The 12,780-nt window shown below is 57.4% G+C and carries 12 protein-coding genes; 6 read left to right on the top strand and 6 right to left on the bottom strand.

All coding sequences use genetic code 11. From position 1 onward, the window contains the following. The first annotated feature begins 59 nt into the window (after positions 1-59). From ABJD00_RS07050 to rsmA, 6 genes are read left to right on the top strand one after another with little or no spacing between them, the layout of a single operon-like run. On the top strand, positions 60-1,163 hold the full coding sequence (locus tag ABJD00_RS07050; protein WP_413831408.1) for an LptF/LptG family permease: 1,104 nt from the start codon (positions 60-62) through the stop codon (positions 1,161-1,163). Beyond that, entirely contained in the window at positions 1,160-2,257 is a 1,098-nt protein-coding gene (lptG, locus tag ABJD00_RS07045) for an LPS export ABC transporter permease LptG (RefSeq protein WP_413831406.1), read from the top strand. The genes ABJD00_RS07050 and lptG overlap by 4 nt, the downstream gene beginning before the upstream one ends. Next, positions 2,250-4,427, top strand: a complete 2,178-nt coding sequence (locus tag ABJD00_RS07040; RefSeq protein ID WP_413831404.1) for an LPS-assembly protein LptD — start codon at positions 2,250-2,252, stop codon at positions 4,425-4,427. The genes lptG and ABJD00_RS07040 overlap by 8 nt, the downstream gene beginning before the upstream one ends. Beyond that, positions 4,424-5,668, top strand: a complete 1,245-nt coding sequence (locus ABJD00_RS07035) for a SurA N-terminal domain-containing protein (protein WP_413831402.1) — start codon at positions 4,424-4,426, stop codon at positions 5,666-5,668. The genes ABJD00_RS07040 and ABJD00_RS07035 overlap by 4 nt, the downstream gene beginning before the upstream one ends. After that, complete coding sequence (gene pdxA, locus ABJD00_RS07030) at positions 5,665-6,630, top strand: 4-hydroxythreonine-4-phosphate dehydrogenase PdxA (RefSeq protein ID WP_413831400.1); 966 nt, start codon at positions 5,665-5,667, stop codon at positions 6,628-6,630. The genes ABJD00_RS07035 and pdxA overlap by 4 nt, the downstream gene beginning before the upstream one ends. Further along, on the top strand, positions 6,627-7,469 hold the full coding sequence (gene rsmA / locus ABJD00_RS07025) for a 16S rRNA (adenine(1518)-N(6)/adenine(1519)-N(6))-dimethyltransferase RsmA (RefSeq protein ID WP_413831398.1): 843 nt from the start codon (positions 6,627-6,629) through the stop codon (positions 7,467-7,469). The genes pdxA and rsmA overlap by 4 nt, the downstream gene beginning before the upstream one ends. A gap of 5 nt (positions 7,470-7,474) precedes the next feature. On the opposite strand, the gene ABJD00_RS07020 is transcribed toward rsmA, so the two are convergent. The 6 genes from ABJD00_RS07020 to speB (ABJD00_RS06995) all read right to left on the bottom strand — a co-directional run bounded on the left by ABJD00_RS07020 (position 7,475) and on the right by speB (ABJD00_RS06995) (position 12,758). Beyond that, on the bottom strand, positions 7,475-8,050 hold the full coding sequence (locus tag ABJD00_RS07020; RefSeq protein ID WP_413831396.1) for a DUF4167 domain-containing protein: 576 nt from the start codon (positions 8,048-8,050) through the stop codon (positions 7,475-7,477). Between the two features lie 198 nt (positions 8,051-8,248). Further along, positions 8,249-9,064 (bottom strand): peptide chain release factor N(5)-glutamine methyltransferase, encoded by an 816-nt coding sequence (gene prmC / locus ABJD00_RS07015; RefSeq protein ID WP_413831585.1) that lies wholly within the window; start codon positions 9,062-9,064, stop codon positions 8,249-8,251. 17 nt (positions 9,065-9,081) lie between these two features. Beyond that, complete coding sequence (prfA, locus tag ABJD00_RS07010) at positions 9,082-10,131, bottom strand: peptide chain release factor 1 (RefSeq protein WP_413831583.1); 1,050 nt, start codon at positions 10,129-10,131, stop codon at positions 9,082-9,084. 292 nt (positions 10,132-10,423) lie between these two features. Further along, positions 10,424-10,834 carry a DUF1499 domain-containing protein gene (locus ABJD00_RS07005; protein WP_413831394.1) on the bottom strand — a complete coding sequence of 137 codons (411 nt, stop codon included), beginning with the start codon at positions 10,832-10,834 and terminating at the stop codon, positions 10,424-10,426. Positions 10,835-10,852: 18 nt separating this feature from the next. Then, on the bottom strand, positions 10,853-11,800 hold the full coding sequence (gene speB, locus ABJD00_RS07000) for an agmatinase (RefSeq protein ID WP_413831392.1): 948 nt from the start codon (positions 11,798-11,800) through the stop codon (positions 10,853-10,855). Continuing rightward, positions 11,790-12,758, bottom strand: coding sequence for an agmatinase (gene speB / locus ABJD00_RS06995; protein WP_413831390.1), 969 nt, complete (start codon positions 12,756-12,758; stop codon positions 11,790-11,792). Before speB (ABJD00_RS06995) ends, speB (ABJD00_RS07000) begins: the two co-directional genes overlap by 11 nt. Between the last annotated feature and the right edge of the window lie 22 nt (positions 12,759-12,780).

Here is a 12,780-nt window from a genome sequence, read left to right as displayed (position 1 = left end):
CAGCGCAAAAGCAAAAACAGGCAAACCCGGAGGGCTCCTTGGTCAGATTTGACCGATACATGCTGTCACAACTGATGTGGCTGTTTGGGTTTTTCGCCCTCGTGCTGGTGGCCGTGTTCTGGATCAACCGCGCAGTACGGCTATTCGACCGTCTGATTGGTGATGGTCAGACGGCGCTGGTATTTCTGGAGTTTTCGGCCCTCGGCCTGCCGGTCCTGATCACGCGTGTGCTGCCCATCGCGACCTTTGCAGCATCTGTTTACGTGACCAATCGACTCAGCAATGAAAGCGAGTTGACGGTGATGATGTCGTCGGGTGCTTCGCCTTGGCGCATGGCACGGCCCGTTGCGGTGTTTGGCCTGATCTCAGCGCTGATGATGTCGCTGCTGTCTCACGCCCTTGTGCCCATCGCCTCCCAGCAACTGGCCGAGCGCGAAGTCGAAATTTCCAAGAATATTACCTCGCGATTGCTGACCGAGGGCGAATTCCTGAGCCCGGCGCAAGGGGTGACTTTCTACACCCGCAGCGTCGATCAGGACGGTGTGTTGCGCGATGTGTTCTTGTCTGACCGGCGCAACTCTGAACAGCGAATGATCTACACCGCGTCCGAGGCCTATCTGGTACGCAACGCCTCCGGAACGTCTCTCATTATGGTGGATGGGCTGGCCCAACGGCTGACTGAGGAAACTTTCAGTCTGTCGACTGCCAAGTTTCGGGATTTCAGCTTTGATATCACTTCGGTGATCAAAACCGAAAAACAGATTGTTGAACGTCTTCCATTCATGACGAGCAATCGGATTCTAACGGATTGGGAAGGTGTTGCAGAGCGGCTAGGCACGACTCAAAGTGTGGTTGCCGAAGAGTTGCACAGTCGGTTTGCGCGCGCGGCGTTCTGCCTCGTCACAGCACTTATCGGTTTCGCGACTCTACTGGTCGGGGGCTACTCACGCTTTGGTGTGCGTCGCGAGATTTTGATCGCCTTCGTTTTACTCGTTGCACTGGACAGTATGCGGGGCAGTCTTTCGGGGCCCGTTTTGGCCAATTCCGGTTTGTGGCCGATCCTCTATTCACCTTCTGTACTCGGTGGATTTATTGTGTGCGGATTGCTTTGGCGCGCCGCTGGCGGGCGGTTGTTCAGGCGAGCAGTGCGGGAGGCGACATGATTCTGCATCTCTACTTTGCGCGACGTTTTGTGGTGTCCTTGCTGGTGATCGCGGGGGTCCTAACGGCGCTTGTGGTGATGGTGGACCTGTTTGACCAGACACGCCGGTTCTCGGAATTCGATATTGGCTTTGCCCGGTTGGCTGAATTGACACTGCTGAACGTGCCCGAAACGTTGGACCAGATGCTGCCACTGATCACGATCCTTGGCACCATCAGCCTGTTTTTGGCCCTCGCCCGATCCTCAGAACTGGTTGTCACTCGGGCGACGGGACGTTCGGCGATGCGCGCATTGCTATCTCCTGTTATTGTCGTTCTAATAATTGGAGTGTTTGCGACCACCACCTTGGGTCCAATCGTGGCGGCAACCTCCAAACGCTATGCAACGCTGGCAGATAGCTACCGCTCAGGCGGGATATCGGCACTGTCGGTGTCTGAGGACGGGTTGTGGTTGCGTCAGGGCGACACGTCGGGCCAAACAGTGATCCGAGCGGCGCGCTCGAATGCGGATGCCTCTGTGCTTTATGATGTGACCTTCGTGGCCTACACCCGTGACGGCGGCCCAGCACGGCGGATTGAGGCCGCAAGTGCGGCCCTGCTTGACGGGGAATGGTCTTTGCGCAAAGCCAAAGTTTGGCCACTGGCTTCTGGTCTTAATCCTGAAGCGACAGCCGCAGTGCACGACCTTCTCAAAGTGGACTCGACCCTTACCCTTGACCGGATCCGGGAATCTTTGGGCACACCTTCAGGTGTGTCGATTTGGGACATGCGCGAGTTCATTACCCAATTGGAGCTGGCAGGCTTTTCGGCCCGCAAGCATGAGGTGTGGCTGCAATCACAACTTGCCCGTCCGCTTTTCCTTGTTGCCATGGTTCTTATTGCTGCAGCCTTTACCATGCGCCATACCCGGTTTGGGGGGACCGGCACGGCGGTGCTGGCAGCGGTGTTGTTGGGATTCAGTTTGTACTTCATTCGTAGCTTCGCACAAATTTTGGGAGAAAGCGGGCAGATCCCTGTGATCCTATCGGCCTGGGCGGCTCCCTTGGCAGCCGTGCTTTTGGGTCTTGGGTTGCTACTGCGGACGGAAGATGGATAGCGCGCGGCAACTTTGGCGACTATGGGCCAGCGTGCTGGTCCTTGTCCTTTGCGCGTGGAGCGTTTCAGCCCAAGACATCGCACCAATGGGCCCGGCTGTTCTGGTGGCAGATGATATCCAGATCACTGTGGACAGACGTTTGATCGCGACAGGCAACGTCGAGGCATTTCAAGGCCAAACACGACTGACCGCACAAGCGATCGCCTATGATCCGGGCACCGGTCGGCTGACTGTGACCGGTCCAATTTCCATTGACGATGGGGTGGGCGTCAGGATCCTCGCCGATCAGGCCGAATTAAGCAACGACATGCAAAACGGGCTTCTCATGGGCGCGCGGCTTGTGCTGGACGAGCAGCTGCAACTGGCGGCCGTACAGGCCAACAGAGTCAACGGGCGCTATACCCAGCTGTACAAAACGGTGGTCACATCCTGCAAAATCTGCGCCGACGATCCGCGTCCACCGCTATGGCAGATACGGGCCAAGCGGGTTGTGCACGACGAAGAGGGCCAACAGCTATACTTTGACCAGGCGCAGCTGCGGGTCCGGTCAATCCCAATACTCTACCTGCCACGCCTGCGCGTACCCGACCCAACTCAGACACGGGCTACCGGGGTGCTGCTGCCCGAATTGCGCGTGGATTCGCTTCTCGGAACTGGCATCAAGGTGCCCTATTTCATCAAACTGAACGACTATCGTGACCTGACGCTGACGCCATATCTGTCCAACAAAACCCGAACTCTCGAATTCCGCTACCGGGAGGCATTCAAACGCGGGCGCATCATTTTCGAAGGGGCATTTTCCAATGACGATCTGCCACCTAGTGATAGCCGCGGGTATTTGTTCGCCGGCGGACGGTTTGATCTGAATAGGGATTTCAGGCTGCAATTTGATATCGAAGTGGTGTCTGACGATGCTTATCTGTCAGATTATGATTATTCTGACCGCGACCGTCTGGACAGCCAGATACAGGTCAGCAGGGCTCGGCGGGACCAGTTTATCCGTCTGTCCTATATCACCGTCGAGTCGTTGCGAGATGATGAAGACGACGACGTGTTGCCATCGGATGTCGTCGAGGCACTCTATGAACGACGGCTGTTTCCTCGCGCCCTTGGAGGTGAGTTGCGGCTTGCCGCCGAAGCGCATGCGCACCAACGTTCGTCGTCGCTGGACTTCGACGACAATATGGACGGCGTTGTCGATGGGCGCGACGTATTGCGGTTTAACGTCGAGGCCGAATGGCTGCGCACCTTCCAGATGGGCGGACTGCAGGCGCAAACACGATTGGGCGTGGTCGGCGGTGCCTACGATATCAGAGATGACAGCACGACACCCGAGTCCGAAAGCGAATTGGCACCCACAGCGGCGCTGGTTTTGCGCTATCCCATGGTCAAACAGGGAAAGGACGGCGCGCGTCATGTGCTTGAACCGGTAGCACAATTTGCCTGGATTGGTGGCGATACGCTGAACATCCCAAATGAGGAAAGCACGCGGGTAGAATTTGACGAAGGGAACCTGCTCAGCCTGTCCCGTTTTCCAGCGCCAGACCGGAGAGAACGAGGATGGTCAGCAGCGATCGGCGCCACATGGTCCCGCATTCATCAAGACGGCTGGTCCATGAGTGTTACAGGAGCCCAGATCCTGCGCCAAGATGCGCAACCGGACTTCACGTCCAGTTCAGGCCTGTCAGGAACGCAGTCCGACTTTCTGCTTGGCGGTCAAGTGAAGTTGCAGGGTGGGCTTGCGGTATCCGGGCGGACACTTTTCGATGATAGTTTCGACATCACAAAGGCTGAACTGCGTGGCGATTGGAGCAACGCCCGCCTTGATCTCGGCGGCAGCTATATCTGGATCGACGAAGATGCAGCCATCGACCAGTTTGAACCGATCGGAGAAATCACTTTTGACGGATCCTATAGGATTGACCGGTTCTGGACCGCCAGCGTGGACATGCGATACGACATCGAAGCAGGACGCACCGCCATCGCGGAAGCCGGGCTCACTTACGAAAACGAATGCGTTCGCGTAGGCGTGAGCCTCAAACGCAGCTTTGCGGACTCGACAACTATTGAGCCCTCCACCAGTCTGGGGTTAACAGTGTCCTTGCGCGGGTTCTCGGCCAATACCGGAGAGCGTGTCGAAGTACGATCATGCGGAAAGCAGGCGAAATGAGCAGTCAGACAATCGTAAAATCAATCCGGGTGAAATGCGCCATTGGCGCTGTCGCGCTGATGACCTCATTTGGCGTTGCTCAAGCACAAAACCTGTTCTCACCTGCCGCCAAAGTCGACGAAGCGGTGATCACGGAATTCGAAGTGGAACAACGCGTTCTCTTTTTGCAAGCTTTGAACGCACCAGGTGGCTCTCGTGCCGAAGTCATTGAGGAGTTGATCAGGGACCGCCTGCGCTTGGCAGAAACTTCGCAGCTCGGCATCTCTCTCACGCCCGATGAATTGGACGCAGGGATGACGCAGTTTGCGGCCCGTGCCGAACTTAGCCGCGAAGAATTCGTTGCCGCACTGGAAGAAAGTGGGATAGCCGCAGAAACCTTTCGGGACTTTGTGGCTTCGCAACTGCTCTGGCGCGACTATATTCGCGCGCGGTTTGGCGGCCGGGTACAGATCAGCGACCGCGAGATAGACAACGCAGTTGCCGGGGCCACTGTGAACAGTGGGATCGAGGTACTCGTGTCGGAAATTATTATTCCGGCTCCACCGGAAAACGCAGAAGTCGTCTTGGAACAAGCAGAAGTGATTGCGCAGAGTTCCAGTGAAGCCGAATTTTCAGATTACGCGAGCCGCTTTTCAGCCACCGCGTCCCGCGACTCTGGAGGGCGCTTGCCATGGACTCCGCTCACCGACCTGCCCCCGGTGTTGCGCCCCCTCTTGCTGGCGCTTGGTCCCGGTGAAGTCACTGCGCCTCTTCCAATCCCGGATGCCGTTGCTTTGTTCCAATTGCGTAACATACGCGAAACCGGAGCCCAGAGCCGCAAATTTTCTGCAATAGAATATGCCGCTTACTACATTGCCGGTGGCCGCTCTCCTGACGCGTTGAGCCGCGCGCGCGAGGTTGCGGCGCAAGTCGACCGCTGTGACGACCTTTATGGGGTGGCAAAAGGTGAGGCAGATACGAATCTCGAACGCGGCAGTTTGGCTCCCGAGGACATCCCTGCCGACATCGCGTTCGAACTCTCCAAACTCGATCCTGGAGAAATCTCCTATGCGCTGACCCGTTCAGAAGGGCAAACATTGGTATTTTTAATGCTATGCGGACGCAGCCCGGTGTTGGAAAAAGATCAGGAAATCGACCGCGACGCCATCGCGGATCAACTGCGCAACCAACGCCTGACTGCGTTTTCCGATAACCTGCTGGACCAGCTGGCCGCCGAGGCGACAATCACCGTTTTCGAATGAATACGCCACTGATCGCGATCAGTTGTGGTGAACCAGCAGGCATCGGGCCTGAAGTCGCAGCATCGGCCTGGGCTGCCTTGCGCAAAGAGCTGACAATGCTGTGGATCGGCGATCCCAGACACTTGCCGAAAGGCATTCCGATTGCAGAGATTGATGCTCCAAACCGAGCTGTGCAAGTTTGTCCTGATGCCCTGCCCGTTCTGCGCCACGACTTTGCTGCGCCTGCGCAGCCCGGCCGAGCTAACCCGGAAAACGCTGAAGGCGTCATCGACGTGATCTCGCGCGCTGTGTATTTGGCCAAAACCGGCAGTGTCTCAGCCATCTGCACAGCGCCCATCCACAAAAAAGTGCTGATGGACGGTGCCGCGTTCGCTTATCCGGGTCACACTGAATACCTTGAAGCCCTCACAGAAGCGCCGCGCGCCGTGATGATGCTGGCCAGCGACGCGCTGCGTGTCGTCCCCACCACCATCCATATCGCGCTTGAAGAGGTGCCTCGCGCCCTCACCCCTGAGCTTCTGCGTCACACCATAGAGATCACGGCCCACGACTTGAGCGCAAAGTTTGGGCTCGCGGAGCCCCGGCTGGTTGTGGCGGGCCTGAACCCGCACGCAGGAGAAGGCGGCGCGATGGGGAGGCAGGAACTCGACTGGATCGCGCCACTTGTGGCAGAGATTGCAGCTACAGGCATCAACGTCACAGGCCCATGGCCGGGTGACACACTTTTCCATGCTGCGGCCCGATCTCGCTACGACGCGGCGATCTGTATGTACCATGATCAGGCCCTGATCCCGATCAAAACTCTCGATTTCGACAGGGGCGTTAACGTGACACTGGGCCTGCCAATCATCCGGACCTCACCCGATCACGGGACAGCCTTTGACATTGCAGGCAAAGGTATCGCCAATCCGACCAGCATGATCGAGGCTATCCGCTTGGCTGCAAGGATGGCCGCGTCATGAGCGCTATCGACGACCTGCCCCCTTTGCGTCAGGTGATCGCGGACCACTCTTTGAGTGCGCGCAAATCTCTGGGCCAGAATTTCTTGCTGGATTTGAACCTGACAGCCAAGATCGCGCGACAAGCTGGTGATCTCAGCGGAACGGACGTTCTGGAAATTGGCCCCGGCCCCGGCGGCCTAACACGTGGGCTTCTGTCGGAAGGCGCGCGCAAAGTGCTGGCAATTGAAAAGGATACCCGTTGCCTGCCCGCGCTGGAAGAGATCGCAGCACGATATCCGGGTCAATTGCAGATCATAGAAGGCGATGCGCTGGATGTTGATCCGTTGGCCCACCTGACGCCACCAATCCGCGTTGCGGCCAACTTGCCCTACAATGTGGGAACCGAATTGCTGGTGCGTTGGCTCACGCCACCTATTTGGCCGCCATTCTGGCAATCGCTGACGCTGATGTTCCAAAGGGAAGTAGCCGAACGGATTGTGGCAGCCCCAGGATCCAAGGCTTATGGACGGTTGGCTGTTCTGGCCCAATGGCGCTGCGATGCCCGGATTGCGATGTCGCTGCCGCCTGAGGCGTTCACACCGCCCCCAAAGGTCTCAAGTGCTGTGGTTCACCTAAGCGCCCTTCCCGCCCCGAAATTCGAGGCTGACCCGGACGTTTTGTCCCGTGTCGTGGCAATGGCATTCAACCAACGGCGCAAAATGCTGCGCGCCGCCCTAAAAGGATTGGGTGCGGATATCGAGGACAGGTTGCAAGCCGCCGGGATCAAACCAACTGAGCGTGCGGAGCAGGTGCCGATAGAGGCATTTTGCGCATTGGCGCGGGCGGTGGCCGCCCGCTAAGCAGACTATTCCGCTGCCTCGGGTGCAGCACCGCCGTCTTGTGTCGGCTCTGACGCATCATCAGCTTTGCTCGTCGGCTTGTTGCGTGGCTTGCGGCTGCGTGGCAGTTTGGGCTTGGGTTGGCTTTCTGGCGTCTCAACCAGACCGCTCTCGCCGTCTGCCTCAACGATATCAGGCTGCGGAGCCTGTGCAGGATCCGCACTTGGCTCGCTGGCCGCCTCTTGCCGCTGCGCATTTCGCTCACGGTCCCGTTCGGCCTGACGATCACGGTCAGCCTGACGTTCGCGATTCTGACGTTCCTGTTCTTCGCGCCGCGCTTCGATTTCTCGCTGCGCTTCGCTCAGCAGACGCAGGTAATGTTCAGCGTGCTGCTGGAAATTCTCGGTGGCGACTCGGTCGCCGGACAGCTGCGCATCGCGCGCCAACTGATTGTACTTGTCAATGATCTGCTGGGGCGTGCCACGCACTTTGCCCTCGGGGCCTGAACTGTCAAACACACGATTGATGACGTTGCCGCCGCTGTTGTTATTGTTGCGGTTGCGATTGTTCTTGGACCGTGACCGTGATCTCGAAGATTTCATGAAGGTATGTTCCGCTCTCAGCGTGTCTTTTTTGATCAGCCGCGGCGCGCTTTGCACCAGTTCAAATTGTCTCGGCGATCTTGAGGATATGATGCCTGCACATTGCATGGCCTTCGGCCTCAGCATCTAGCAATGAATAAGCATGAGATTAGGGCCGGGACAAGTCCAAAAGGTGGTTTTTAGCCATTTTTGACGGGCTTATGCTGGATTTCTTGCAACCACAACGCGAGGTCGGCCATTCAGATCCGGTAAAAGCCGTACATCGCCCCATCCTTCAGCCTCGAAGATGGTACGGACATCCGGCCCTTGCGTTGATCCAAATTCACAGATCACCCGGCCTTGCGAGGTCAGGTAGCTACCCGCCAGAGCGGCTATCTCGCGGTATGCCGACAGCCCGTCACCCTCGTCAGTGAGAGCCATACGCGGTTCATGATCGCGTAATTCCGGCGCGACCTCATCCATTTCAAAGACTGCAAGATAGGGCGGGTTTACGACGATCAGATCAAAACGCCCCTCGACGGGATCAAACCAGCTGCCATTGATAATCTGTGCACGCTCCGCAACCTCGTGCATCACTGCATTCGCGCTCGCTTGAAGGCAGGCCGCTTCGCTCAGGTCAACGGCCACGCCAGTGGCGTCCGGGCGTTCGGCCAGCAGCGTAACGAGCAAACAGCCCGACCCGGTACCCAGATCAAGCACCCGGTCAAAGTCTTCAGCCAGCGCCGCCTCAATCACGGTTTCCGTCTCAGGGCGCGGGTCAAGGACATCAGCGCTAACCTTGAAACTACGCCCGTAAAACCCGCGTTTTCCAATCAAATGACTGACAGGCACGCGTACCGCGCGCAAAGCCACCAGATTGTCGTAGCGTTCGGCAATATCGGGGCCGATATCCTCGGGTGCGATCAATGTCACCCGGGCGGCGTCGACCTGTGCCGCATGGGCCAGCAAAACACGTGCATCCCGCGCCGGGTCCGGTACTCCAGCCGCACGCAAACGAGCGGTGGCCGCAACCATGGCTTCTGCAGCGGTGGTCACGAGTCCATCTCCGCCATAAGGCGCGCTTGTGCGTCTGCAGTCAGTGCGTTAATCACTTCGTCAAGATCGCCCTGCATAACCTGATCCAACTTATAAAGGGTCAGGTTGATCCGATGATCAGTCATGCGCCCCTGCGGGAAGTTGTATGTCCGGATCCGCTCAGAGCGATCGCCTGACCCCACTTGTGCTGCACGATCAGCCGAGCGTTCACTGTCTACGCGCCCCCGTTCAAGGTCATAGAGGCGTGCACGCAGTACCTGCATGGCTTTATCACGATTGCGGTGCTGGGACTTTTCGCTGCTGGTTACAACAATCCCGCTGGGCAAATGAGTGATGCGCACAGCGGAATCGGTTGTGTTGACATGCTGCCCGCCTGCACCAGAGGACCGCATTGTATCGATCCGGATGTCGCCGGGATTGATTTCGATATCAACCTCTTCGGCTTCTGGCAGCACGGCAACGGTCGCTGCAGAAGTGTGAATGCGTCCGCCGCTTTCCGTGCTGGGCACCCGCTGCACACGATGCACACCGGATTCGTACTTCATCCGGGCAAAAACGTTCTGGCCTGTGATGTGCGCAACCACTTCTTTGATTCCGCCAAGCTCTGTAGCCTGTTGCTCGATCACATCAACTTTCCAACCCTGTGCCTCGGCATACCGCAGGTACATCCGCAGTAGATCACCGGCAAACAACGCCGCCTCATCTCCGCCCGTTCCCGGTCGAATTTCAAGCATCGCAGGGCGCGCATCCGCAGCGTCCTTGGGCAAAAGCGCGACCTGCAACGCTTCTTCTGCAGCTGGCAGCGCGTGGGTCAATCGCTCGACCTCTTCCTGGGCCAACTCTGCCATGTCCGGGTCACTCAACATTGCCTTGGCATCATCGATCCCGTCAACGAGGCCAATGTAATCCTCTATCTGTTCGACTACTGGCTTCAGATCGGAATACTCCTTGGCCAGTGCCGCAATATCGCCGGACCCATCAGACATGGCCGCTTCAAGGTACTGAAAGCGGTCTCTTATCTGGAATAGGCGGTCCTGTGGGATCATGCGCCGGGTGTGCGACAAGGTGGGGCTTTGGTCAAGGGGCGGACTGTGCTATAAACGAGGCATGTTACGCGTCATTTTTATCTCCGCTCTCATGGCCAGCCCTGTACTGGCTGATGTAACCTCGCCCTCCGGCAAAACGGTTGAATGCTATTGCACTGACAAGCAGCGCAATAGGGTTGAATTGGGCGAAACCGTTTGTTTACAAGTGGATGGACGCATGTTCATGGCCCAGTGTCAGATGTCATTGAACGTGCCGATGTGGCGCGAAGTGCAAAAGGGGTGCCTCAGTTCTTCACTTGATGGTGGCGAGAACCTGAGTAAGCCGGGCGGCGTTAACCCCAAGATCTGATCCACCGAACCGCGAGCGGGCAAACAATTTGAGCGTCCCGTTTTCGAACTGCACAGTGGTGTAGTCAGGGAATCCCCAAATCTGCGAGCGGGTTACGTAAGTTACCAACCCATTTCCCACTGTTCCTGCCAGAACCTGCGTTCGTGGCAACGTCTGCATCACACTGTCCACTTTTTCAAAGCTAGCCCTGTCACCTTCCATCACACGGATTGCTCCGTTGGCAAAGTTCACTTCGGTGTTGGCCTCAATAGGTTGGTGCCAACGTGCTTCATAGGATGGCGCGACACGTACATACACGGCAAATAAAACAACAAGAAATACAACTAAGCCAAACAGATACATCGCAACTTTCATCCTCGGACCTCAGGAAAATCAACGATAGGTCACGCCCGGCAGGATACAGAGCAACTCATAGAGGATGTTGGCTCCGGTCAGGGCTGTATTGCCGCTTGTGTCGTAAGGTGGCGAAACTTCTACCAGATCACAGCCTACTACATGGACGCCGCGCAGGGCACGTATCAACTGTAACGCCTGTGGCGTGGATAGCCCCGCAATTTCGGGTGTGCCCGTACCCGGAGCATAGGCGGGATCAAGACTGTCGATATCATAGGTGATATACGTCGGCACTTCACCAATATCACGGCGGATTTCTGCGCCTTGTGCGCTCAGGTCGCGCCCCCAAAGCTCGTGAGCCGGAAACTGTTGAAATCCCCAACCTGCAGCCTCGGTAAAATCCGAGGCCGAATAGCCTGTGCCGCGCAATCCCACCTGGTAGGTCTTGTCTGGCTGGATCAACCCCTCCTCATAGGCACGGCGAAAAACGGTGCCGTGGCATTCCCGCTCGCCAAACATTTCGTCATTCACGTCAGCATGAGCATCCACATGGACCAAGGCCACAGGCCCATGGCGCCGGGCTATGCTTCGTAGAATAGGCAAGGTGATGGAATGATCGCCACCAATCGCAGCTGGCACCACGTCATACTGTAAGATCGCATCATAACTGTCTGAAATAATGCTTAAACTGTCCGACAGAGAAAAGGTGTTGATCGCCAAATCACCGATGTCCGCTATCTGAAGGCTGTCAAACGGTGCCGCCCCAGTGGCGAGATTGCAGGGCCGGATCATGGCGGATTCGTTTCGAACCTGCTTTGGCCCAAACCGTGTGCCGGACCGCCACGATGTACCAATATCAATGGGCACACCCAGAATGGCTACATCAAGCTTGTGCAATTCATTGCTGCTGGGAAGGCGCATAAAGGTGCCAGGCCCGGAAAATCGGGCCAGATCATTGCCACTCAGCGGTTGGTTCTTAGGCGCCACCGCGTATCCTCCACCCCAGCAACTGACACAGTTCCACCGCCACATGCGCTCCGGCAATGGCCGTCGCACCGGTGGTGTCAAAGGGTGGCGAGACCTCAACCACATCGCCGCCCTGAATGTTCACTCCGGCCAGACCGCGTAACAAGGCAGCAGCCTGTGCAGAGCTAAGGCCACCCCAAACCGGCGTGCCGGTTCCGGGGGCAAAGGCGGGATCAAGGCCATCAATATCAAAGCTCAGATAACATGGGCGATCCCCAACGATCTCGCGGGCACGTGCCGCTGCTGCCTCGGGGCCAATGCGATGAAACTCTCGGGCATCGATGATATTGACGCCCAGCGTGTCCTCGTTGCTGGTACGAATGCCAATCTGCACAGAAGTCGCGGGATCGACGATCCCAGACTTCACAGCCTTGTAAAACATCGTGCCATGATCCACGCGGTCCATGTCGTCGTCGACCCATGTGTCCGTATGGGCGTCGATCTGGATCAGCGACATCGGACCAAACTTCTCCGCATAGGCCTTGAGAATGGGAAACGAGATATAGTGATCTCCGCCCAACACAACGCTGGCGGCCCCTGCTTCAAGTATCCCCTTGATGTGGGCCGTCAAAAGGCCTGGGAAAGATGGCACATTGGCATAATCAAACGCCAGATCGCCATAATCCACAATCACCAGCTCGCTCATAACATCAAAGGGCCATCCATAAGCCGGATCCGGCGCTTGCAAGGTGGATGCCTCGCGGATCGCACGCGGTCCCAACCGTGTCCCGGGCCGGTTCGTCACAGCCTGATCAAACGGCACTCCTGTAACGGCAATATCCACGCCGGTCAGATCCTTGGTGTACCGACGACGCAGAAACGACGTAGCTCCCGCAAAGGTCAGTTCGAAAGACGGCCCCTTCAAATCGCTGCGGGTAAACGCGTGGTCCATCTCGTTCTTTGCATCTTCCAGAGCCATACTCTCAGGCGTCCTTCATCTA

Origin of the sequence: Tateyamaria sp. (genome assembly GCF_039945315.1) — a bacterium.
Lineage (GTDB): Bacteria > Pseudomonadota > Alphaproteobacteria > Rhodobacterales > Rhodobacteraceae > Tateyamaria.
Note: the sequence above shows the minus strand (reverse complement) of the source record. Positions and strands in the feature narration are given on the sequence as shown.

What these genes read in the sequence shown, in the direction of transcription:
- prfA (WP_413831583.1), bottom strand. Translation starts at nt 10,131, where the DNA reads ATGATCCCACAGGACCGCCTATTCCAGATAAGAGACCGCTTTCAGTAC.
- ABJD00_RS07040 (WP_413831404.1), top strand. Translation starts at nt 2,250, where the DNA reads ATGGATAGCGCGCGGCAACTTTGGCGACTATGGGCCAGCGTGCTGGTC.
- rsmA (WP_413831398.1), top strand. Translation starts at nt 6,627, where the DNA reads ATGAGCGCTATCGACGACCTGCCCCCTTTGCGTCAGGTGATCGCGGAC.
- pdxA (WP_413831400.1), top strand. Translation starts at nt 5,665, where the DNA reads ATGAATACGCCACTGATCGCGATCAGTTGTGGTGAACCAGCAGGCATC.
- ABJD00_RS07050 (WP_413831408.1), top strand. Translation starts at nt 60, where the DNA reads ATGCTGTCACAACTGATGTGGCTGTTTGGGTTTTTCGCCCTCGTGCTG.
- lptG (WP_413831406.1), top strand. Translation starts at nt 1,160, where the DNA reads ATGATTCTGCATCTCTACTTTGCGCGACGTTTTGTGGTGTCCTTGCTG.
- prmC (WP_413831585.1), bottom strand. Translation starts at nt 9,064, where the DNA reads ATGGTTGCGGCCACCGCTCGTTTGCGTGCGGCTGGAGTACCGGACCCG.
- ABJD00_RS07005 (WP_413831394.1), bottom strand. Translation starts at nt 10,834, where the DNA reads ATGAAAGTTGCGATGTATCTGTTTGGCTTAGTTGTATTTCTTGTTGTT.
- ABJD00_RS07020 (WP_413831396.1), bottom strand. Translation starts at nt 8,050, where the DNA reads ATGAAATCTTCGAGATCACGGTCACGGTCCAAGAACAATCGCAACCGC.
- speB (WP_413831390.1), bottom strand. Translation starts at nt 12,758, where the DNA reads ATGGCTCTGGAAGATGCAAAGAACGAGATGGACCACGCGTTTACCCGC.
- ABJD00_RS07035 (WP_413831402.1), top strand. Translation starts at nt 4,424, where the DNA reads ATGAGCAGTCAGACAATCGTAAAATCAATCCGGGTGAAATGCGCCATT.